Origin of the sequence: Xanthomonas sp. BRIP62418 (assembly GCF_003993495.1) — a bacterium.
In the GTDB taxonomy this organism is placed as follows: Bacteria; Pseudomonadota; Gammaproteobacteria; order Xanthomonadales; family Xanthomonadaceae; genus Xanthomonas; species Xanthomonas euroxanthea.
Genome location: NZ_QEZG01000031.1, coordinates 1 through 20716, shown reverse-complemented (window position 1 = coordinate 20716; position 20716 = coordinate 1). Strand labels below are relative to the sequence as shown.

Genomic DNA, 20716 nt, shown 5'->3' with positions numbered 1-20716 from the left:
CTGAGTTTTTGCGAATCCCCGATCTCCAATCCCGAATCCCGTTCCGAAGGAACATCAATGAAATGGTTTGAAATCGCCCTGGTTGTGCTGACGCTGGGCACCGGCTTCATCTGGCTGCTGGACAAGCTGTTCCTGGCCAAGCGCCGCGCGGCACGTGCCGGTCTGCTGGACAGCGAGCCGGCGATCATCGATTACTCGCGCGCCTTCTTTCCGGTGCTGGCGGTGGTGTTGATCCTGCGCAGTTTCGTGGCCGAGCCGTACAAGATTCCGTCCAGCTCGATGATGCCCAACCTGCTGATCGGCGACTTCATCCTGGTCAACAAGTTCGCCTACGGCTTCCGTCTGCCGATCACCAATACCAAGTTCATTCCGACCGGCGAGCCCAAGCGCGGCGACGTGGTGGTGTTCAAGCCGCCGCATGCGCCCGACCAGAACTGGATCAAGCGCGTGGTGGGTCTGCCGGGCGACAAGATCGGCTTCCACGGCGATACGCTGTACATCAACGACAAGCCGATGCGTTACACGGTCAAGGGCGAGTACATCGGCAAGGGTAAGGGCGCCGAGATGACCGGCACCACCTTGCTGGTCGAGGACTTGCCGGGCCGCACCCACACCGTGCTGGAGTGGGTCGACCGCAACATGCCGGCCGGGCAGGGCGACTGGACCGTGCCGGCGGACAGCTATTTCGTGATGGGGGATAATCGCGACAACAGCGAAGACAGCCGGTTCTGGACCCAGACGCACTTCCTGCCGGAGGCCAACCTGCGCGGCAAGGCGTTCCTGATCTGGCTCAATTGCGAAGGATGGTTCTGCAAGGGGAGTTTCGATCCGTCGCGGATCGGGACCGGAATCCAGTAATGCACGCACGGCGTGCCGGGGAAGCACAATGAAGCGCAAGCAAAGCGGTATGACGTTGACGTCGTTCGTGGTGGTGCTGGCGGTGGTGGGCTTTGCCCTGTACATCGGGATGAAGCTGTTTCCGATGTACCAGGAATACTATTCCGTGCGCACGGCCATGAAGAGCCTGGCCAAGGAGCCCGATAGCGCCAACATGGACCCGTCCAAGTTGCAGGACCTGTTCTTTCGTCGGCTGTACATCAACTACTCGGAAAACGTCAAGAAGGAAGACGTCAAGTTCGAGCGCGTGGACGGTGGCTGGCGCATGAAGGTCAACTATGAAGTCCGCCGCGAATTGATCGGCAATCTTGATGTCGTCGGCAAGTTCGAGACGTCCCAGGACATGACGGGACGTGGTGGCGAATAGGACATTCCAGCGCGGCGATCCGATCGGGCATGCGTTCGCCGATCCGGGTCTGCTCGCCCAGGCGCTGCGGCATCGCAGCGCCGGTACTCCGCATAACGAACGACTGGAATTCCTTGGCGACGGCATCGTCAACCTGCTGATTGCCGAGGCGCTGTATCAGCGCTGGCCCAAGGCCGACGAAGGCGCATTGACCCGCGCGCGCGCTGAACTCGTGCGCGAAGGGGCGCTGGCGGTGATCGGCCGCGCCCTCAACCTGGGCGAGCGGCTGACGCTGGGCCCGGGCGAGCTGAAGTCCGGCGGCCATCGACGCGATTCGATCCTGGCCGATACGGTCGAGGCGATCGTGGCGGCGATCTATCTGGACTGCGGCTTCGAACGCTGCCGCGCGGTGGTGCTGCCCTGGTTCGAGCCCTCGCTGGCGGCGCTGCCGGTGGGGAAGGCGGAAAAAGACCCCAAGACCCGGCTGCAGGAATGGCTGCAGGCGCGGCAGCTGCCGCTGCCCAATTACGCGCTGATCAGCGAAAGCGGCGACGAACATGCCAAGCAGTTCCATGTCGCCTGCATCCTGGAGCAGCCCGTCGCCCGCGCCGAAGGCCAGGGCACCTCGCGTCGCCTCGCCGAGCAACAGGCGGCCACCCTCGTCATCGCACAACTGGATTCGAACACGTGAGCGCAACCTCTTCCCCCCACCGTAGCGGCAGCGTTGCGGTGATCGGCCGGCCCAACGTCGGCAAGTCCACCCTGACCAACGCCCTGGTCGGCGCGAAGGTCAGCATCGTGTCCAACCGGCCGCAGACCACGCGCCATCGGTTGCTGGGCATTGCCACCTTCCCAGAAGGGCAACTGGTGCTGGTCGACACCCCGGGGCTGCATCGCGAGCAGAAGCGCGCGATGAACCGGGTGATGAACCGCGCCGCGCGCGGCTCGCTGGAAGGCGTGGACGCGGCGGTGCTGGTGATCGAAGCCGGCCGCTGGGACGACGAGGACACCCTGGCCTTCAAGGTCCTGAGCGACGCCGAGGTACCGGTGGTGCTGGTGGTCAACAAGGTCGACCGGCTCAAGGACAAGACCGCGCTGTTCCCGTTCCTGGCCCAGGTCAGCGAGGGGCGGACGTTCGCGGCGGTGCATCCGGTGTCGGCGCTCAAGCGCAAGGGCCTGGAGGCGCTGGTCGGCGACCTGCTCAAGCTGGTGCCGGAAGCCGATGCGATGTTTGGCGAGGACGAGATCACCGACCGCAGTCAGCGCTTCCTGGCCGGGGAGCTGGTGCGCGAGCAATTGATGCGTCAGCTCGGCGAAGAACTGCCGTATGCCACCACCGTGGAGATCGAACGCTTTGCCGAAGATGGCGCGCTGCTGCGCATCGGCGCGGTGATCTGGGTCGAGCGCGAAGGCCAGAAGGCGATCGTGATCGGCAAGGGCGGTACCCGCCTGAAGGACATCGGCGGCAAGGCGCGGCTGCAGATGGAGCGGCTATTCGGTGCAAAAGTGTTCCTGGAAACCTGGGTGCGCGTGCGCGAAGGCTGGTCGGACGACGAAGCGGCATTGAAGGCGTTCGGATACGAATGAAGCCGGGACCTGGGACCAAGGACCCGGGACCCGAGAGCAGCGCCGGATCGGCCGTCGCAAGGCGGGGTGGACCGGTGCTGCGCAGCCAGCCATGTGCTGGTCACGCCGCACGCGGGGCTGGCGAATGCGATGACACGCCGCTTCGGCGGCATGTGGATCGAATGCCTGCCCTGGCATTTCCCGCGCCCCGGATTTCCGGACGTCGCTCAGGGCTCTGCAGCGCATGCTGATCGAACACGAACGCGGGTTCGTCCTGCATGTGCGTGCCTGGCGCGAGACCAGCCTGCTGGTGGAAGTGCTGAGCGAGCAGCATGGGCGGGTCGGGCTGTTGGCGCGCGGGGTGCAAGGCCCGCGCAAGCAGGCCCTGCGGGCCGCGCTGCAGCCATTGCAGCTGATCCAGTTCACCGCGGTGCAACGCGGCGAACTGGCGCAGTTGCGTCAGGCCGAGGCGCTGGATACCGCCCCCCGCCTGGCGGGCGAATCCATGTTGGCCGGTTTCTATATCAGCGAGCTGCTGCTGCGCCTGGCGCCGCGCAACGATCCGGTGCCGGAATTGTTCGATTGCTATGCGCAGGCGCGGGCGCACCTGGCCTCTGGCCTGCCGCTGGCCTGGGGCCTGCGCCAGTTCGAGCGCGATGTGCTCGATGGCCTGGGCTTTGCGTTCGATCTGCAGCACGACCGCGACGGCCAGGCGATCGACCCGGCGGCGCGCTACCGGCTCGATCCACAGGAAGGCGCCTTGCGCGTGTTGAGCGAGGCGATGGCGCAGGATCGGCGCGACACCGTGACCGGCGCGGCGCTGCTGGCCTTGGGCCAGGACGTCATGCCCGCGGCCGACGACATGCCTGGCCTGCGTCGCAGCATGCGTGGCGTGCTGCTGCATCATCTGAGCGGACGCGGGCTGAAATCCTGGGAAATGCTCGAGGATCTGGTGCGGCGGCGTTGAGGGGCGCAAGGCTGCTCGACCAGGCCTGGCGAGCAGTGCGCGGACGCGCGGCAGGGTCCGGGTGGACCCGCCGCGCACGCATGATGCCCGGTGTCGCGCGTCCCGACTGCCGACGCTGCGCCGCGTCCAAGAGCATCGGCGCCGTCATCCTTCAGTGCAGCAGCGCAGCCACCGCCGCGTGGAACTGCGTCTGCGCCGTGCTGGAATGCGGGTCGCCGCGCAGCAGGCGCACTGCGCCGGCAAGCCGCGCCGCGCCGACAAATCCGCAGCTGGCCTGCAGCCGATGCAGATGGCTGCGCAGCGCCTGATCGTCGCTGACCTGCAGGGCCGAATCCACCGCATCGCGGGTGCCCGGCAACTCGGCCAGGAACAACTCGCGCAGCGCGTTGAGATGGTGTTGCTGGCCGTTGAGCGCGCTGAGCGCGGCCGCTTCGTCCCAATCGCTGGCAGCGATGTCGACCACACCCACCGGTGCCATGCTGTAGCGGCCGCGCGCCAGTCCGCGACGGACCGCCTGCAGCAGGCGCTCGGAGGTCAGCGGCTTGACCAGCATTTCCAGGAACCCATCGGACTGCAGGCTGCGTTGCATCGCCAGATTGGTGTCCGCGGTGTGGGCCAGTGCGGGCACGTCAGGGTGCAGCAGGCGCAGTGCCCGCAACAGGCCGCTGCCGGTGCCATCGGGAAGATTGACGTCGATCAGCCACAGGTCGTGGCGACGTGCGCGCGCGCGGTCCAGTGCCGACGACAAGGAGTCCGCGCAGTCCACGTGGGCGGGAAGACCGTCCAGCACCGCCTGCAGAAAGCCACGGCTGATCGGGTCGTCCTCTACCAGCAAGAGTCGTGGTTGGGGTTCCTGGCGTGTTGCCATGTTCATGCTGCCTCCTTGTCAGCGATGCCGCGTCCTAGCAGCCGCGTGCAGCGGAAGTGTGCCTGTGTTTGCGGGGCGCGACAATTGTTCTGCGGCGCGAGGCGGCCGCGATCGATCGCATCTGCGACAATACGCACCCTTTTTGCCCGCAGCTCGTCGCCACGTGGCCAGAACCCGAAACCGCTTCGACCGTACGCCGTTCCAGACCGCGATCACCGACCTCAGCCACGACGGGCGCGGTGTGGCCCGCCGCGACGGCGAGGGCGGCAAAGTCACCTTCATCAGTGGCGCCTTGCCGGGTGAGCTGGTGCGTGCCGAACCCACCGCGCGCAGCCGGCATTTCGACGAGGCCAGGACGGTGGAGGTGCTGGAGGCATCGCCGCAGCGGGTGACCCCGCGCTGCCCGCATTTCGGCGTCTGCGCCGGCTGCGTGCTGCAGCATCTGGAAGAGTCGCAGCAGATCGTGGCCAAGCAGCGCGTGTTGATGGACAACCTGGAGCGCATCGGCCACGTCACGCCGCAGGCGGTGTTGCCGGCCCTGGTCGGCGATAACTGGGGCTATCGGCGCAAGGGCCGCTTTTCGGTCCGTCGCGTCGAGAAGAAGGACAAGACCCTGGTGGGGTTTCGCGAGCTGGATCCGCGTTTCGTGGCCGATCTGTCGGTCTGTTACACGGTGATCCCGCAGATCGGCGAGAAGATCCCGCAGCTGGCGGCGCTGGTCGAAGGCCTGGACGGCAAGCGCGACATCCCGCAAATCGAATTCATTGCCGGCGACGAGGCGGTGGCATTGACCATCCGCCACATGCAGCCGCTCAGCGAGCGCGATCTGCAGGCGCTGACGGCGTTCGCGCAGGCGCAGGGTTTTGCGATCTTCCTGCAGCCGGGCGGCGTGGATAGCGTGCATCCGCTGTGGCCGCAGCAGGTGCCGCTGTCGTTCCGCTTGCCGCAGTGGGATGTGGAGCTGGCGTTCCGGCCGCTGGATTTCATCCAGGTCAACGCCTCGCTCAACCAGAAGATGATCGCGCACGCACTGGCGCTGCTCGATGCCAGGCCCGACGACCGCGTGCTGGACCTGTTCTGCGGGCTGGGCAATTTCACCCTGCCGCTGGCGCGCGGCGTGCGCGAAGTGGTCGGCGTGGAGGGCGATGCCGGGCTGGTGGCGCGCGCCCGGGACAACGCGCAGCGCAATGGGCTGGCCAATGCCCAGTTCCATGCGGCCGACCTGACCCAGGACCAGCGCAATGCTGCGTGGATGCGGCAGGGCTTCGACAAGCTGCTGCTGGACCCGCCGCGCTCGGGCGCGCTGGAAGTGCTGCAGCAGTTGCCGCTGAAAACGTTCGATCGCATCGTCTATGTAAGCTGTCACCCCGGCTCGCTGGCACGCGACGCCGGCTACCTGGTCAACGAGCAGGGCTTCACGCTCAAGGCCGCCGGCGCGATGGACATGTTTCCGCATACCGCGCATGTGGAGAGCATTGCGGTGTTTCAACGGCGGTGATTGGGGATTGGGCATTGGGGATTCGCAGGAGCGTATTCCCGACGCCCGCCAGTTCGCTGCTGTGGCCAATCCCCAATCCCGAATCTCCAATCCCCCCAAATCCATGCCCATCGAAATCGAACGCAAATTCCTGGTGACCGGCGATGGCTGGCGCGCTGCCGCGCATGCGGTGATCCCGATGGCGCAGGGCTATATCAACGACCAGGCCGCCTTGCGCAGTGGTGCGCAGAACGCATCGGTGCGGGTGCGTATCCAGGGCCAGAGCGCGTTTCTCAATCTGAAATCGCGCGAGGTGGGGCACACGCGGCAGGAGTTCGAGTATCCGATTCCGGTGGTCGAGGCGCGTGCGCTGCTGGCGCTGTGCGTCGGCGGTTTGATCGACAAACGCCGGCATCTGGTCCAGTACCAGGGGCACGTGTGGGAAGTGGACGAATTCCTTGGCGACAATGCCGGGCTGGTGGTGGCCGAGATCGAACTGGAACATGCCGACCAGGCCTTCGCCAGGCCTGCGTGGGTCGGCGCGGAAGTCACCGACGACGTGCGTTACTACAACCTGGCGCTGGCCTCGCATCCGTTCAAGAACTGGAGCGGGGATGTGTAATTCGGGATTGGGCATTCGGGATTCGGGATTCGGGATTCGTAAAAGCTAACGCGATGCGTCGGACTTGGGCTGATTGCGTTGCGACTCCCCAATCCCTGCCTTGGTATTGGGTTTATGCTTTGCGCATCCCCAATGACGCATCTCCAATCCCCGCCCATGCGCATCGATATCTGGTCTGACGTGGTCTGTCCCTGGTGCTGGATCGGCAAGCGCCGTTTCGAGCAGGCGGTGGCCGCGCTTGGTGCGCAGGCGCCGGCGTTGGACATCCATTACCACGCGTTCCAGCTCGATCCCGAGGCCGGCCTGGAGCCGACGCCGCTGCGTGATGCGCTGGCGCAAAAGTTCGGCGGTGCCGCGCGCGTGGAGCAGATGCTGGCGCAGACCCAGGCCACCGCGCGCGCCGAAGGCCTGCCGTTCGACTTCGGGCGCGGGCAGGTGCAGGTCAGTACCCTGCGTGCACATCGGCTGATCTGGCTGGCCAGCCGCGAGGGCGATGTCGAGGCCGTGATCGAAGCGCTGTTCCGTGCGTATTTTGCCGAAGGCCAAAACGTCGGCGCGACCGAAACGCTGGTGGCCGCCGGCGCCGCCGGCGGCCTGGACGAGGCGCGCGTGCGCGCGCTGCTGGACTCCGACGAAGGCGTCGTTGCCGTCCAGGCGCAACTGGCGCAAGCCGCTGCACTGGGAATCCGTGCGGTGCCCAGTTTCGTCATCGACGGACGCAGCCTGATCCAGGGCGCGCAGCCGCCGGAGAGCTTCGCGCAGGCGTTGTTGCAGCTGGCGGCCGAATCGGCGCCGATCGGTGGTCCCGATGCCTGCGGGCCGGACGGCTGCGCGGTATGAACGGCCGGCGGCGCGATGCGACTGCCGGCAGCTGAGAGATGACGCCCACCCGCTCGAAGACGGTTGCGGTGATCGGTGCCGGGTTGGCCGGGCTTGCCTGCGCGCAACGGCTGCAGGCGGCGGGGATGGCGGTGACGCTGTTCGAGCAGGCCGACAGGCCCGGTGGGCGCATGCGCAGCTGTGGCGGCGATGGCTGGCAGTGCGATCACGGCGCGCAGTATTTCACCGCGCGCGATCCGGCGTTTGCCGCCGTGGTGGGTGCGTGGATCGCGCGCGGCGCGGCGGCGGCCTGGCCTGCGCGCGTCGCCAGTTGGGATGGCACCGCCCTGCGTGCGTCGCACAGCGGGTTGACGCGCTTTGTCGGGGTGCCGGACATGGCCGCACCGGCGCGTGCGCTTGCGGCCGACCTCGATGTTCGGTTGGGCACCTGCGTGCGGTCACTGCAGCGCAATGGCGACGCCTGGCAGCTGGAGCTGGCGGAGGACGCGACGACACACGCCTTCGATATCGTGCTGCTGGCGGTTCCGGCACCGCGTGCGGCTGCCTTGCTGGCGGGCTTCGCCCCCACGCTGGCGACGCTTGCCGCCACTGCACGGATGCAGCCGGCCTGGGCGGTGGTGCTGCGTTTCGACCTGGCGGTCGATCCCGGCTACGACGCCTTGTTCGTCAACGCTGGCCCGGTGCGCTGGGTGGCACGCAACTCCAGCAAGCCGGGGAGGGCGGGCGTGGAAACCTGGCTGCTGCATGCCACTGCCGATTGGAGTCAGGCGCATCTGGACGCAACGCCTGAGGCCGTGATCGCCAGCCTGTTGCCGGCGCTGGCCGCGCTCGGCCTGCCACCACCGCAGTCCTGCGATGCATACCGCTGGACGGTGGCCAGCACCGAGCCTGCGTTGCAGATCGGCTGTGCCTGGGAGGCGCGGCCGGGCATCGGCATCTGCGGCGACTGGCTGGCCGGCGGCAAGGTCGAAGGGGCCTGGCAAAGCGGTGTGGCGTTGGCAGCGCGGGCGTGTGCCGGCGACGCCGCGGGCAGCGGTCAGGATTGATGTGGTGGCAGGCACAGCTGGCCACACCCCGCAGGCTGCCGCGCACACAGTGCGCCTGATCCTGGGCGATCAACTCAATCGGCAACACAGCTGGTTCAATGCGATCGATGCGGGTGTGGTCTACGTGCTGATGGAAGTGCGCGAGGAAACCGACTACGTGCTGCACCACGCGCAGAAGATCCTGGCGATCTTCGCGGCGATGCGCGCGTTCGCCGCGCACTTGCGGCAGGCCGGTCACCGGGTGCGTTATGTGGCCATCGACAACCCCAGCAATCGGCATGCGATCCCCGCCAATCTGGACGCGCTGATGGCGCATTACCGCGCCAGCCGGCTGGAGTACCAGGCGCCGGACGAATGGCGGCTGGATCAGGCATTGCAGCACTGGTGCGCGCGCCAGCCGTTGGCCACGCGCATGATCGATAGCGAGCATTTCCTGACCGAACGCAATGAGGTCGCCGGCTGTTTTCGCGCCGGTAGCCCATGGCGCATGGAAGTGTTCTACCGAAAGATGCGCCGTCGCCACCGGATCCTGCTCGATGCCGCGGGCGAGCCGGAAGGCGGGCGCTGGAATTTCGATCACGACAACCGTGCGCCATGGCCGGGCGATCCGCCCGCGCCGCAGGAGTGGCGCGCAGCGCACGATCACCGCGCGCTGTGGAGCGCTATCGAGGCAGCCGGCGTCCGCAGCTTCGGCGCACCGAACGCCGACGCGCTGCCGTGGCCGCTGGACCGCGACGAAGCCTTGCAGCACCTGGATGCCTTCGTCACGCATGCGTTGCCGCACTTCGGTCGCTACGAAGATGCGATGAGCACGCGCAGCCCGCGGCTGTTTCACTCGCTGCTGTCGTTCGCGCTCAACGTCAAGCTGCTGCATCCGCGCGAGGTGATCGCGCGCGCGGAGGCGACGTTGCACGACGGGCATGCGCCGCTGGCATCGGTGGAGGGCTTCATCCGCCAGATCCTGGGCTGGCGCGAATACGTACGCGGCGTGTACTGGTCGCAGATGCCCGCCTATGCGCAGTCCAACCAGCTCGACCAGCATGCACCGCTACCGCACTGGTTCTGGGACGGGCAGATCGGCATGCGCTGCCTGGCCGATGCGATCGGCAATTCGCTGGCCAACGCGCACGCGCACCATATCCAGCGGCTGATGGTGATCGGCAATTTCGCGCTGCTGGCAGGGCTGGAGCCGCAGGCGCTGCATCGCTGGTACCTGGGGGTCTATGTCGATGCGTTCGAATGGGTGGAATTGCCCAATACGGTCGGCATGAGCCAGTTCGCCGACGGCGGCCTGCTCGGCAGCAAGCCGTACATCAGCGGCGCGGCCTATATCGACCGCATGAGCGATTACTGCGGGGGCTGCCGCTACCAGCGCAAGGCGCGGGTCGGCGCGCAGGCCTGCCCGTACAACGCGCTGTACTGGGATTTCCTGGCGCGGCAGCGCACGCTGCTGGGTGCCAACGAGCGCCTGGCGCTGCCGTACCGGCAGCTCGATGCCATGGCACCGGAGGTGCTTGACCAGGTGCAGGCGCAGGCCGCGCACTGGCGGGCGAATCTAGAGGTGCTCTGAGGCACGGCCGGCGGGCCGCGGCGGGGCCGAGACGGCGGCAAACGCGCGCCTGCCTGAATGCGCGATCTGACGCTGCAACGCGCATCTGCGACAATGCCGCGCTGCGCCAACCTGGCGCCTGGCCCGGGAGTCCCCTAACATGCTTCTGATCGGCGTTGCCGGTACCGAACTCAGCGCACAGGAACGCGACTGGCTGCAGCACGACGCGGTCGCCGGCGTGGTGCTGTTCACGCGCAACTTCGCCTCGCGCACGCAGGTGGCCGAGCTGTCTGCGTCCATCCGCGCGGCCGCACCGCGCCCGGTGCTGATCTGCGTGGACCAGGAGGGCGGGCGCGTACAGCGCTTTCGCGACGGCTACAGCGCGCTGGCGCCGCTGCAGAACTTCGGCGTGCAGTACGCGCAGGACCCCGAGGCCGCGCTCGCCGCTGCGCGCGCGCATGCGCAGCTGATGGCCAGCGAGGTGCGTGCCAGCGGCGTGGACCTGAGCTTCGCGCCGGTGGTGGATCTGGGCCGTGGCAACCGCGCCATCGGCGACCGTGCCTTCAGCGACGACCCGCAGGTCGTGGCCAGCTTCACCCGCGCTTATGTGCAGGCGCTGCACGGCGCCGGCATGGCCGCCACGCTCAAGCATTTCCCCGGCCACGGCACCGTGCTGGAAGACACCCACGTCGACCATGCCAGCGACCCGCGGCCGCTGGAGGTCCTGCTGGCCGAGGATCTGGTGCCGTTCGTGGCCGGCATCGAGGCCGGCGCCGATGCGGTGATGATGGCGCACGTGGTCTACCCGCAGATCGCCCCGGAACTGGCCGGCTATTCGCAGCGCTGGATCGAGCAGATCCTGCGCGGGCAACTGGGCTTCCGTGGCGTGGTGTTCTCCGACGACATCGGCATGGCCGCCTCGTTCAGCGCCGGCGGCGTGGCGGGCCGGGTGCATGCGCATCTGGATGCCGGCTGCGACGTGGTGCTGGTCTGCCACCCGGAACTGGTCGATGAATCGCTGCAGGCCGTGGCCGGCCGCAGCCTCAACACCGCAGCATTGATCGGCCTGATCGGCCGCGGCGCGCTGGGCTGGGATGGCCTGCTCGCCGGCTCCGACGCCGCATTTACCACTCCCCTTTCCGCCTCTTTCGGAACAACTGCCTGATGTCCACGCTCACCATTTCCCAGGCCCTGGCCCAAGCCGACCTGCTGGTCGACCGCCCCGCCATCGATGCGGCCGTCGCCAGCATCGCCGACGCGATTGCGCGCGATTATGCCGGCGAAGTGCCGGTGTACCTCACCATCATGCACGGCGCGCTGCCGTTCTCCGGCCAGCTGGCGCTGGAGCTGGGCGCACGCGGCCAGGACCTGCAGTTCGATTACCTGCACGCCACCCGGTATCGCGGCGAAACCACCGGCGGCGAGCTGGTGTGGAAGCACCGTCCGGCCACTGCGCTGTTCGGCCGCCGGGTGATCCTGGTCGACGACATCCTCGACGAGGGCTACACGCTGCAGGGCGTGCGCCAGTGGTGCCTGGAGCAGGGCGCCACCGACGTGCGCGTGGCGGTGCTGACCGTCAAGCGTCACGACCGCTGCGTGCCCGGCGTGGCCGCCGATTATGTCGGCGTGGAAGTGGCCGACCGTTACGTGTTCGGTTTCGGCATGGACGTCAACGAGCAGCTGCGCGGCATTCCCGCCATCTACGCGATGAAGCAGTAACTGCCGCAGCGTGCCCGCATTGCCGCGGGCAGCCCGGCGCGCACGCGTGCGCGCACCGTCATGTCTTTTTGTAGCAGAGGTTGCTTGTGTCCCCCAATTCCATCGCATTGGCCGTCATCGGCGGCACTGGCGTCTACAAGCTCGCCCAGCTGGACGAGGTGCAGACGCACGCTATCGAAACGCCGTATGGCGCGCCCTCCGGCCCGATCCACGTCGGCATGTTGCTGGGCCACCGCGTGGCGTTCCTGGCGCGCCATGGCGAAGGCCATTCGCTGCCGCCGCACAAGGTCAATTACCGCGCAAACATCGCTGCGCTGCAGCAAATTGGCGCTGCGCGCGTGCTGGCGCTCAACACCGTCGGCGGCATCACCGAGCAGTTCGGTCCGCGCGTGCTGGCCTGCCCGGATCAGCTGATCGATTACACCTGGGGCCGCGTGTCGACCTTCTGCGAAGAGCCGGGCAGCGAGGTGCAGCACGTGGATTTCGGTCATCCGTATTCGCCGATGTTCCGCAGCAAGGTCATCGCCGCGGCCAAGGTGACCGGCGTCACGATGGTTGCCGGCGGATGCTACGGAGCCACCCAGGGACCGCGGCTGGAAACGATTGCAGAGATCGCCCGCATGCGTCGCGACGGCTGCGATCTGGTCGGCATGACCGGCATGCCCGAAGCCGGTCTTGCACGCGAAAAAGGCCTGGAATATGCGTGTTTGGCGATCGTGGCGAACTGGGCGGCCGGCTGCGGCGACGCGCAGGAAATCACCATGGCGGAGGTGTTGGCCAACGTCGATGCCGCCTCGTCCGGATTGCCGGAGCTGATTGGCGAACTTGCACGCGGGTGATTGTCATCGGGGCATAAGCTTTGCATACTCGGCGCGTACGCATTGCCGTACACCACCCATTAATTATTGCAAAGGTCTCGCATCACCATGCCGAACGGTACCGTCAAGTGGTTCAACGACGCCAAGGGATTTGGCTTCATCTCACCGGAGGACGGCAGCGCCGATGTCTTCGCGCACTTCTCCGCGATCAACTCCAAGGGCTTCCGCAGCCTGCAGGAAGGCCAGCGCGTCAGTTATGACGTGACCCAGGGCCCCAAGGGTGCCCAGGCTTCGAACATCACGCCGGTCGAGTGATGTGACTCGATTGTGCGGTTGAAGAACCCCGCCACGGCGGGGTTTTTTTTGCACCGGTCCATGCGGGGTCGGTGAGCTTCAAAGAGCGAAGGACATGCAGCGAACATTGCGGATTGCGGTAGCGGGCTATGGCGCGGCAGGGCAGGCACTGGCCGCGCTGCTGGGCGCCGACGGGCATCGACTGGACGTGTTCGAACGCGCTGCCGCGCCCGGGCCGGTGGGCGCAGGGTTCCTGCTGCAGCCCAGCGGCCTGCAGGTGCTGTGGACGATGGGATTGCTGCCGCAGGCGCTTGCGCATGGCGCGCCGGTGCGCCGGCTGTATGGCGAAACGCCGTGCGGACGCGCGGTGATGGACATGCAGTATCGCGACCTGGATGCGCGGCTGATGGGCCTGGGGATGCAGCGCGGCGCCTTGTTCACGCTGTTGCGCGAGGCCTGGCCGGAGCACGCGCAACTGCATGTGGATACGCAGATCACCGCCATCGATCACGACGGCGTGCGCGTGCAGGACCAGCGTGGGCACTGGCATGGCCCGTATGATCTGATCATCGCCGCCGATGGTTCCGCATCGACCTTGCGCGCGCAGGCGCAGGGCACGCGGCTGGATCGGGTGTATCCGTGGGGGGCGTTGTGGTGTCTGCTGCCGCGCGAGGACTGGCCGTTTGTCGACGAGTTACGCCAGCGCTATATCGGCGCGCGCAAGATGATCGGCCTGCTGCCGGTGGGCACGCGCCCGGGCGACGACACCCCGCGGCTGAGTTTTTTCTGGAGCCTGCCGTGCAGCGATTTTTCCGCATGGGAACAGCGCGGCATTGCCGCATGGCGCGAGGAGATCGCGCAGATGTGGCCGCAGGCGCATGCGCGTCTGGACAGTGTGCAGGTGCATGGCGCACTGGCGCGTGCCAGTTACCGCGACGCGGTGGTCAAACGCTGGCATCGCGGCCGTTTCGTGCTGGCCGGCGATGCTGCGCATGCGATGAGTCCGCAGCTGGGGCAGGGCGTCAACATGGCGCTGCTGGACGCATTGGCGCTGCGCGATGCCTTGCGGGCCGGTGCCGATCTGGATGCGGCCTTGCAGCGCTACCAGCGCGAGCGCCAGGCGCATGTGGCGATCTACCACCGCTGGAGCCGTTGGCTGACGCCGTTGTTCCAGTCCGAACGCGATCTGTGGGCGCACGGGCGCGACCTGCTGCTGCACCCGATGGGGCGCGTGCCCGGCGGGCGCGGACACATGTTGCGCGTGCTCAGCGGCACCCAGCACGGCTGGTTCGGCAAACTGGCATTGGCGCCGGAGTTCGTGGAGGCCTTGTCGCAACCGGTGCCGCGTGTGGCCGTCGACAAGACCGGAGCGGCCGCATAGAGGCCGTCGCGGCCCACGCGCGGCCGCGCCCGCTAGCGCACCGGCAATGCCAGCGCATCGTCTTCCACGCAGGCAACCAGGCGTTCGCCTTCGACCAGCGTCGGCACGATGCCGGCGGTGAAATGCGAGAACGCCGGCAGGATGGTGACGCGCTCGCGCAACCAGAACGCCGGCCAGCGACGCGCCATGCCGGGCAGTGCGGCCAGCGGATGCAGATGCCCGCACAGCACGTGCCCGGTCGGATGCGGCAGCGGATCGTGGCGCAGCACGAAGGGGCCATCTTCCACCTGTTCGCCGGCCGGCTCGATATGCAGATCGGCGCCCGCCAAGGCGCGGTCGTGATTGCCGCGGATGGCGATCACGCGCAATGCGCAATGCCGCTCGCGCCATGCGCTCCAGCGGCGGTGCCAGGCTGCGCGCGGTGCGGGGCCATGCAGCAGGTCGCCGAGTATCCACAACGCGTCCACCGTGCGCTGCTCCAGCAGCGCATCCAGCCGCTCCAGATCGTGCGCGGTGCCGCCGGCCGGCATCCCGATGCCGGCGCGACGGAACACATCGGCCTTGCCCAGATGCAGGTCGGCGATCAACAAGGCGCGTTGTGCCGGACGATACAGTGCGCGTTCGCCGAGCAGTTCCACCGTTTCGCCGGCCAGCTGCAGCTGCACGCTATCGCCCATGTTTGCGCTCCAGTTGTTCGGCAGCACGCAACACGCGGGCCTTCCAGTCTTCGGTACTGAGTTGGCCGCGCACACGTTCGGCCCATAGCGGAAACGACAACGGGGTGAGGCTGCGCGGTTTGCACAGGCGCAGGTCGCGCCGCGCGCAATCTTCCAGTGCGTGCGCAAGCCGCGCCAGTTCGAGCTGGCCTTCGAACACTTCGCGCTCGGCCTGCGCGAGCAGCAGATGATCCGGATCGAAACGCTGCAACACGTCGTACAGCAATCCGCTGGAGGCCTGCAGCTGACGCAGGCTGCGTGGTGCACGGCCGGGCAACGATGGCGACAGCAAACCGGCCACGCGCGCAATCTCGCGGAACTGGCGGCGTGCCAGCTCGCCCAGGTTGAGGCTGTCGCGCAGATCGGCAAACAGGCCCTCCGGCGACAGCAAGGCCTGCAAGACGCCCGCATCGAGGTCCACGTCCTGCGCCGGCGACAGCACAAAGCCGTAATCGTTGGCAGCAAAACTGAAGGTATTGCGCTGGCGCCGGCCCCAGCGCGCCGCCAGCAACGCGGCCAGCCCTTCGTTGACCTGGCGGCCGGCGAACGGATACACGAACACGTGCCGGCCATCGCGCGCCTTGATGCTTTCCACCAGCAGATGGTCAGGGCCGGGCAACGAGGACAGTGACGATTGCAGGCGCAGCAACGGTGCCAGCGCCTGCATCTCCGGCGCGTCGCCGGGATCGGCGAACACCGCTTCGACCTCGCGGCCCAGGGCCGACGACAACGGCATGCGTCCGCCCATCCACTTGGGCACCACGCCGCTGCCGCCCTTGGCCACGCGCACATAGGCGGTCATGTCTTCCAGCCGCACCAGCTCCAGCAAACGGCCGGCAAATTGAAACCGGTCGCCACGGCGTAGACGGCCGACGAACTGTTCCTCCACCGCGCCCAGGCGCCCGCCGCGCAGGAACTGCACGCGCACGCTGCCGTCGCTGGTGATCGTGCCGATGGACAGGCGATGCCGCAGCGCCACGCGTCGATCGATGACGCGATACACGCCCTGTTCGTCGCGCACGACCTTGTGGAAATCCGGGTAATGCGCCAGCGCGCTGCCGCCTTGCACGATGAAGTCCAGCACCGCCTGCCAGGTGGCATGATCCAGTGCTGCAAACGCATCGGTGCCGCGCACCTGCTCGAACACTGCATCGGCCTGAAAGCCGCCACCCAGTGCCAGGGTCACGCAGTGCTGCGCCAACACATCCAGCGACAGCCGCGGCGGCGGCCGCGCTTCGATCTGGCCCTGCTCAATGGCGCGCCGCGCGGCGGCATACTCCACCAGCTCCAGCGCATGCGAGGGCACGCACACCACATGCCCGGACTCGCCCGGACGGTGGCGCGCGCGGCCGGCGCGCTGCAGCAGGCGCGCAATGCCTTTCGGGCTGCCGACCTGCAGCACCTGATCGACGGCGGGGAAATCCACGCCCAGGTCCAGGCTGGAGGTGGCGACCACGCAGCGCAGGCTGCCATCGCGCAAGCCGTGTTCGGCGGCCGCACGCAAGGACGGGTCCAGCGAGCCGTGATGCAGCGCGAGCGTGGCCAGGTCGTCCGGCCACACCGCACTCAAGGCCTGATGCCACAACTCGGCCTGCGCGCGCGTATTGGTGAACACCAGGCTGGTGCGCTGCTGCATGATCTTCTGCAGCACGCGCGCCAGCTGCGCCAGGCCCAGATGTCCGGCCCACGGAAAGCGTTCGCCGCTGTCGGGCAGCAGTGTCTCCAGGGTCATCGCGCGGGGTTTGACACCCGAGACCAGCGCAGCATCGGGAAGATGCGGCAGCAGCACGTCGCGTGCCTGCGCCAGGTTGCCCAGCGTCGCCGACAGGCCCCAGATGCGCAGCGCCGGCGCCCAGCCGCGCAGCCGCGCCAGGCACAGCTGCAGCAACACGCCGCGCTTGTTGCCGAGCAGCTCATGCCACTCGTCGACGATCACGCAGCGCAACGCCGACAACTGCGGCGCGGTGTCGGGGTAGGACAACAGCAAGGCCAGCGATTCGGGCGTGGTGACCAGCACATCGAGCTTGCCGCTGCGCGCCAGCCGCTTGTCGCGCGCGCTGGCGTCGCCGGTCCGCAGGCCCACCTGCCAATCCAGCCCCAAGGCCTCCACCGGCTCGCGCAGGGCGCGTGCGGTATCGGCGGCGAGTGCGCGCAGGGGCGTGATCCACAGCACCTGCAGCGTGCGTTGCTGTTGGCGCCGCGCGGCCGGCGCGGGCTTGCTCGCCGGCTTGCGTCCACGCGTGGACAAGGCTTCCAGCAGCGGCCCACCGAAGGCGGCCAGCGTCTTGCCGCTGCCGGTGGGCGTATGCAGCAAGCCGGACTCGCCGGCGAGATAGCGCTTCCACACATCGCGTTGAAACGGCAACGGCGCCCAGCCGCGCTGCGCGAACCAGGCGCGCCATTGCTGCAAGGGCGTACCGCGCGTCTGCTGCGCGGCACTCACCGTGCCAGCGCCTGCAGGCTGCTCAGGTGATCGGCTTCGCTCATCGGCTTGTCCTGCCGCCAGCGCAGGATGCGTGGGAAACGCACCGCAATGCCGGACTTGTGCCGCGCGCTGCGGTTGACCGCTTCGAATCCCAGCTCGAAGACATGATGCGCGGTGACCGCACGCACCGGGCCGAAGCGCTCGGTGGTGTTGGCGCGGATCCAGCGATCCAGCTGCAGGATCTCCTTGTCGTCCAGACCCGAGTAGGCCTTGGCGATCGGCACCAGCTGGCCCTCGTGCCATAGCCCGAAGGTGTAGTCGGTATACAGCGTGCTGCGGCGGCCGTGGCCGGCCTGCGCATACAGCAGCACCGCGTCGATGGTGAGCGGGTCGATCTTCCATTTCCACCAGTCGCCGCGGCGGCGGCCTGACTGGTAGACCGAGCTGGCGCGCTTGAGCATCAGCCCTTCCACACCGCGCTCGCGGGCATCCAGGCGCACCTGCGCCGCCGCCTGCCAGTCGCCGACCTGCACCAACGGCGAGGCGACAATGCGCGGGTCGGCGAGCGTGCCCAGCACCCCTTCCAGCAACGCGCGGCGCTCCTGCAAGGGACGTTCGCGCAAGTCCTCGCCGCCGAGCTCAAGCAGATCGTAGGCCACCACCCGCGCCGGCGCCGCCGCCAAGGTCTTTGGCCCGGGCTTGAGGCGCTGGATGCGCGTCTGCAATGCGGTGAACGGCATCGGCAAGGGCTGCTCCGGTTGCCAGGCCAGCAGCTCGCCGTCGATGACGGTGCCATCGGGCAACTGCAACGCGGCCTGTTCGATTTCCGGGAAGCGGCCATCCAGGCGTTCTTCGCCACGCGACCACAGCGCCGCTTCGCCCGCGCGTCGAATCAGCTGCAGGCGGATGCCGTCCCACTTCCATTCCAGCAACCAGTCATCGACCGCGCCCAGCGTTTCGACCTCGGCTTCGAGCGGCGATGCGAGAAAGAACGGGTAGGGCTGTTGACGATCGCCGGGCAGTTCTTCGGCAGTCAGCAGATTGGCCAGGTAGGTCGGATGCGGCCGCCAGCTGCCGAGCATGCGCTGCGCGATGCGTGCGATCTCGATTCCGGACATCTCCGCCAGCGCCTGCTGCACCAGGCGCTGCGACACGCCCACGCGCAAGGCGCCGGTCAGCAGCTTGTTGAACACCAGGCGCTCGTCGAAGGCCAGGCTGCGCCACGCCTGCACGATGCAGGCCTTGCGCACCTCGACATCTTGATTGGCGATTGGCAGCAACCGCTGCTCGATCCAGTCGGCCAACGGCAGATCGGCCGCTTCGGTGATCGGGTCGTCCAGCAACAAGGCCAAGGTCTCGGCCAGGTCGCCGACATGGTCGTAGCTGTCGGCCACCAGCCAGTCGGCGATGCCGGCAGCTTCGGTGATCCATTCGCGCAATTCGCCACTACTGGCAATGCGCATGCGCGTGCCGGCCACCTTGCCGCCGGCCAGCAGGTACAGCGCCCACGCCGCATCCAGCGGCGGTGCGCTGCTGAAGTAGGCGACCAAGGCCGCACGCTTGTCGAGCGTGCCGGTACTGCGATCCAAGGTGCGGTACAACGCGGCAAATCGCTTCACGCCGGGCCCTGCAGGTATGCGCGGTGGTCGGCAGCACGCAGTTCCAGTGCGCGGCGCGTAAATGCGCTCAGGCAGCGTGGACGCCGGTAGGGCCGCGGTGGCCCGATCACCGCGGCCGGCACGGCGCGATGTAGGCGAAATGCCAATGCGTGCCGGCGGAACGCGAGGGCGCCGGTCAGTCGCAGGCGTGGGCGCGCGCGCGCATAGCGGCGTGCAGGCAAGGGGTTCATTCCTCGGCTCCGAAATCGGTACGGAAGGCTTCGGCAGCGACGCCGCGTTCCAGCAGGTGCTGGATCAAGGCATCGGTGTTGCCGTGGGTGGCGATCACCCGCCGTGCGCCGGTGTCTTCGATGGTGCGCAGCAGGTCCGGCCAGTCGGCATGATCGGACACCACGAAGCCGCGGTCGTAATTGCGCCGACGGCGGTTGCCGCGAATACGCATCCAGCCCGACGCAAAACCTTGTTGCGCATGCCGGAAGCGACGGATCCAGGCACTGCCGGCCGCCGATGGCGGCGCCAATACCAGTTGCCCGGCATAGTCGGCGCCACGCGCGTGCTCGCTGACCGGTTGGGTGTCCAGCATCGGGATGCCGGCCTGGCGATACACCTCCACGCCCACGGCGATGGCGCCGTGCAGCAACGCCGGTTGCGTATCCCAGGCGCGCAATTCGGCCAGCACGCGTTGCGCCTTGCCCAAGGCATAGCAATACAGAATGGCGGCCTCGCCACGTTCGGCGCATTCGTGGCGCCAGGCGACGATGTCGGCCGCGACATCGGAAGTGTCCGGCCAGCGATACACCGGCAGCCCGAAGGTTGCCTCGGTGATGAAGGTGTCGCAGGGCACCACTTCGAACGGTTTGCAGGTGGGATCGTGCTGGCGCTTGTAGTCGCCCGAGGCAACCCAGACTTCGCCATCTACCTCGATGCGCACCTGCGCCGAGCCGAGCACATGCCCGGCCGGATGCAACGACACCCGCGCGCGTCCCAGGTCGAACGCTTCGCCGTCGGCATGCGTGTGATAGACCTGCTCGCCGAGGCGCCATTGCAGGATCGGCAGGCTCTCGTGCGTGCAGTGGTACTCGCCCATGCCGCTGCGTGCGTGGTCGCCGTGTCCGTGGGTGATCACCGCACGTGGCACCGGCCGCCAGGGATCGATATGGAAATCACCCTGCGGGCAATACAGGCCTTCGGGCCCGAGCACCACCAGATCACCAGATTGTTCGTTGCCGTTGCGCATGCGGCAACTCTGGCCAAGCCGGTGTGCAGATCCTGAGAATGGGAATGGCATGCATCGGCGCACCGATGCGGCAAGGCCTGCAGATCGCAATCGCTAATCGAGCCAGTGCACGATCAGTGCAAGGCCATCGAATCGATCAAGCGCCTGGCGGGGCGTGAGCTGGCCTTCAATGCGGCACGCACGCCGGCAGCTCGCGCCATTGCTCACCGGAACAATCAGTCAAGATTCGGAAATCGAACACCCACGCAAGCGCTAGCCCGCATCATCCACCTCGATTCCCGATTCCCGATTCCCGATTCCCCCAATCCCCAATCCCCAATCCCCAATCC

The 20716-nt window shown here is 67.6% G+C and carries 21 protein-coding genes; 15 read left to right on the top strand and 6 right to left on the bottom strand.

Translation table 11 applies throughout. The annotated features are described in order from the left end of the window. The first annotated feature begins 57 nt into the window (after positions 1–57). The 5 genes from lepB (at position 58) to recO (ending at position 3776) form a co-directional block, all read left to right on the top strand. Positions 58–858 (top strand): signal peptidase I, encoded by an 801-nt coding sequence (lepB, locus tag EO174_RS07290; RefSeq protein WP_011036465.1) that lies wholly within the window; start codon positions 58–60, stop codon positions 856–858. A gap of 28 nt (positions 859–886) precedes the next feature. Beyond that, positions 887–1264: a DUF4845 domain-containing protein gene (locus EO174_RS07285; protein ID WP_104585853.1), complete on the top strand. Its 378-nt coding sequence runs from the start codon at positions 887–889 to the stop codon at positions 1262–1264. After that, positions 1254–1934 carry a ribonuclease III gene (rnc, locus tag EO174_RS07280; protein ID WP_126943383.1) on the top strand — a complete coding sequence of 227 codons (681 nt, stop codon included), beginning with the start codon at positions 1254–1256 and terminating at the stop codon, positions 1932–1934. The genes EO174_RS07285 and rnc overlap by 11 nt, the downstream gene beginning before the upstream one ends. Continuing rightward, entirely contained in the window at positions 1931–2830 is a 900-nt protein-coding gene (era, locus tag EO174_RS07275) for a GTPase Era (protein ID WP_104585851.1), read from the top strand. The genes rnc and era overlap by 4 nt, the downstream gene beginning before the upstream one ends. A gap of 223 nt (positions 2831–3053) precedes the next feature. After that, positions 3054–3776, top strand: coding sequence for a DNA repair protein RecO (recO, locus tag EO174_RS07270; protein WP_126943380.1), 723 nt, complete (start codon positions 3054–3056; stop codon positions 3774–3776). A gap of 151 nt (positions 3777–3927) precedes the next feature. Here the strand turns inward: recO and EO174_RS07265 are convergent, their stop codons facing one another. Further along, the gene (locus EO174_RS07265; RefSeq protein WP_104585847.1) at positions 3928–4650 is read right to left on the bottom strand and encodes a response regulator; all 723 of its coding nucleotides are present in this window, start codon (positions 4648–4650) and stop codon (positions 3928–3930) included. Positions 4651–4807: 157 nt separating this feature from the next. Here EO174_RS07265 and rlmD point away from each other — a divergent pair, with 157 nt between their 5' ends. The 10 genes from rlmD (at position 4808) to EO174_RS07215 (ending at position 14390) form a co-directional block, all read left to right on the top strand. Then, a complete protein-coding gene (gene rlmD, locus EO174_RS07260; RefSeq protein ID WP_126943377.1) occupies positions 4808–6142 on the top strand; it encodes a 23S rRNA (uracil(1939)-C(5))-methyltransferase RlmD in 1335 nt (444 codons plus the stop codon). 103 nt (positions 6143–6245) lie between these two features. After that, entirely contained in the window at positions 6246–6743 is a 498-nt protein-coding gene (locus tag EO174_RS07255; protein WP_126943374.1) for a CYTH domain-containing protein, read from the top strand. A 156-nt stretch (positions 6744–6899) separates the two neighbouring features. Then, the gene (locus EO174_RS07250; RefSeq protein WP_126943371.1) at positions 6900–7583 is read left to right on the top strand and encodes a DsbA family oxidoreductase; all 684 of its coding nucleotides are present in this window, start codon (positions 6900–6902) and stop codon (positions 7581–7583) included. 38 nt (positions 7584–7621) lie between these two features. Further along, the gene (locus EO174_RS07245; RefSeq protein ID WP_126943368.1) at positions 7622–8629 is read left to right on the top strand and encodes an FAD-dependent oxidoreductase; all 1008 of its coding nucleotides are present in this window, start codon (positions 7622–7624) and stop codon (positions 8627–8629) included. A gap of 4 nt (positions 8630–8633) precedes the next feature. Next, positions 8634–10199: a cryptochrome/photolyase family protein gene (locus EO174_RS07240; protein WP_164739917.1), complete on the top strand. Its 1566-nt coding sequence runs from the start codon at positions 8634–8636 to the stop codon at positions 10197–10199. A 139-nt stretch (positions 10200–10338) separates the two neighbouring features. Beyond that, on the top strand, positions 10339–11343 hold the full coding sequence (nagZ, locus tag EO174_RS07235) for a beta-N-acetylhexosaminidase (protein WP_126943365.1): 1005 nt from the start codon (positions 10339–10341) through the stop codon (positions 11341–11343). Next, complete coding sequence (locus EO174_RS07230) at positions 11343–11897, top strand: hypoxanthine-guanine phosphoribosyltransferase (protein ID WP_016903731.1); 555 nt, start codon at positions 11343–11345, stop codon at positions 11895–11897. The genes nagZ and EO174_RS07230 overlap by 1 nt, the downstream gene beginning before the upstream one ends. 86 nt (positions 11898–11983) lie before the next feature. Beyond that, positions 11984–12736: an S-methyl-5'-thioinosine phosphorylase gene (locus tag EO174_RS07225; RefSeq protein WP_104585835.1), complete on the top strand. Its 753-nt coding sequence runs from the start codon at positions 11984–11986 to the stop codon at positions 12734–12736. 87 nt (positions 12737–12823) lie between these two features. Next, positions 12824–13030: a cold-shock protein gene (locus EO174_RS07220; protein WP_003488188.1), complete on the top strand. Its 207-nt coding sequence runs from the start codon at positions 12824–12826 to the stop codon at positions 13028–13030. A 94-nt stretch (positions 13031–13124) separates the two neighbouring features. Beyond that, positions 13125–14390 carry an NAD(P)/FAD-dependent oxidoreductase gene (locus EO174_RS07215; RefSeq protein WP_126943362.1) on the top strand — a complete coding sequence of 422 codons (1266 nt, stop codon included), beginning with the start codon at positions 13125–13127 and terminating at the stop codon, positions 14388–14390. Between the two features lie 32 nt (positions 14391–14422). Here the strand turns inward: EO174_RS07215 and pdeM are convergent, their stop codons facing one another. The 5 genes from pdeM to EO174_RS07190 are packed head-to-tail and all read right to left on the bottom strand — an operon-like array spanning position 14423 to position 20387. Further along, positions 14423–15067: a ligase-associated DNA damage response endonuclease PdeM gene (pdeM, locus tag EO174_RS07210; protein ID WP_119132393.1), complete on the bottom strand. Its 645-nt coding sequence runs from the start codon at positions 15065–15067 to the stop codon at positions 14423–14425. Then, on the bottom strand, positions 15057–17549 hold the full coding sequence (locus EO174_RS07205; RefSeq protein ID WP_126943360.1) for a ligase-associated DNA damage response DEXH box helicase: 2493 nt from the start codon (positions 17547–17549) through the stop codon (positions 15057–15059). Before EO174_RS07205 ends, pdeM begins: the two co-directional genes overlap by 11 nt. Further along, on the bottom strand, positions 17546–19150 hold the full coding sequence (locus EO174_RS07200; RefSeq protein WP_119132391.1) for an ATP-dependent DNA ligase: 1605 nt from the start codon (positions 19148–19150) through the stop codon (positions 17546–17548). Before EO174_RS07200 ends, EO174_RS07205 begins: the two co-directional genes overlap by 4 nt. Beyond that, positions 19147–19380 (bottom strand): hypothetical protein, encoded by a 234-nt coding sequence (locus EO174_RS07195; protein ID WP_115676423.1) that lies wholly within the window; start codon positions 19378–19380, stop codon positions 19147–19149. Before EO174_RS07195 ends, EO174_RS07200 begins: the two co-directional genes overlap by 4 nt. Beyond that, entirely contained in the window at positions 19377–20387 is a 1011-nt protein-coding gene (locus EO174_RS07190; RefSeq protein ID WP_119128982.1) for a ligase-associated DNA damage response exonuclease, read from the bottom strand. Before EO174_RS07190 ends, EO174_RS07195 begins: the two co-directional genes overlap by 4 nt. Between the last annotated feature and the right edge of the window lie 329 nt (positions 20388–20716).

Coding starts and splice junctions, on each gene's coding strand:
- lepB (WP_011036465.1), top strand. CDS start 58: ATGAAATGGTTTGAAATCGCCCTGGTTGTGCTGACGCTGGGCACCGGC.
- EO174_RS07285 (WP_104585853.1), top strand. CDS start 887: ATGAAGCGCAAGCAAAGCGGTATGACGTTGACGTCGTTCGTGGTGGTG.
- recO (WP_126943380.1), top strand. CDS start 3,054: ATGCTGATCGAACACGAACGCGGGTTCGTCCTGCATGTGCGTGCCTGG.
- EO174_RS07265 (WP_104585847.1), bottom strand. CDS start 4,650: ATGAACATGGCAACACGCCAGGAACCCCAACCACGACTCTTGCTGGTA.
- EO174_RS07255 (WP_126943374.1), top strand. CDS start 6,246: ATGCCCATCGAAATCGAACGCAAATTCCTGGTGACCGGCGATGGCTGG.
- EO174_RS07250 (WP_126943371.1), top strand. CDS start 6,900: ATGCGCATCGATATCTGGTCTGACGTGGTCTGTCCCTGGTGCTGGATC.
- EO174_RS07245 (WP_126943368.1), top strand. CDS start 7,622: ATGACGCCCACCCGCTCGAAGACGGTTGCGGTGATCGGTGCCGGGTTG.
- nagZ (WP_126943365.1), top strand. CDS start 10,339: ATGCTTCTGATCGGCGTTGCCGGTACCGAACTCAGCGCACAGGAACGC.
- EO174_RS07230 (WP_016903731.1), top strand. CDS start 11,343: ATGTCCACGCTCACCATTTCCCAGGCCCTGGCCCAAGCCGACCTGCTG.
- EO174_RS07220 (WP_003488188.1), top strand. CDS start 12,824: ATGCCGAACGGTACCGTCAAGTGGTTCAACGACGCCAAGGGATTTGGC.
- EO174_RS07215 (WP_126943362.1), top strand. CDS start 13,125: ATGCAGCGAACATTGCGGATTGCGGTAGCGGGCTATGGCGCGGCAGGG.
- pdeM (WP_119132393.1), bottom strand. CDS start 15,067: ATGGGCGATAGCGTGCAGCTGCAGCTGGCCGGCGAAACGGTGGAACTG.
- EO174_RS07195 (WP_115676423.1), bottom strand. CDS start 19,380: ATGAACCCCTTGCCTGCACGCCGCTATGCGCGCGCGCGCCCACGCCTG.
- EO174_RS07190 (WP_119128982.1), bottom strand. CDS start 20,387: ATGCGCAACGGCAACGAACAATCTGGTGATCTGGTGGTGCTCGGGCCC.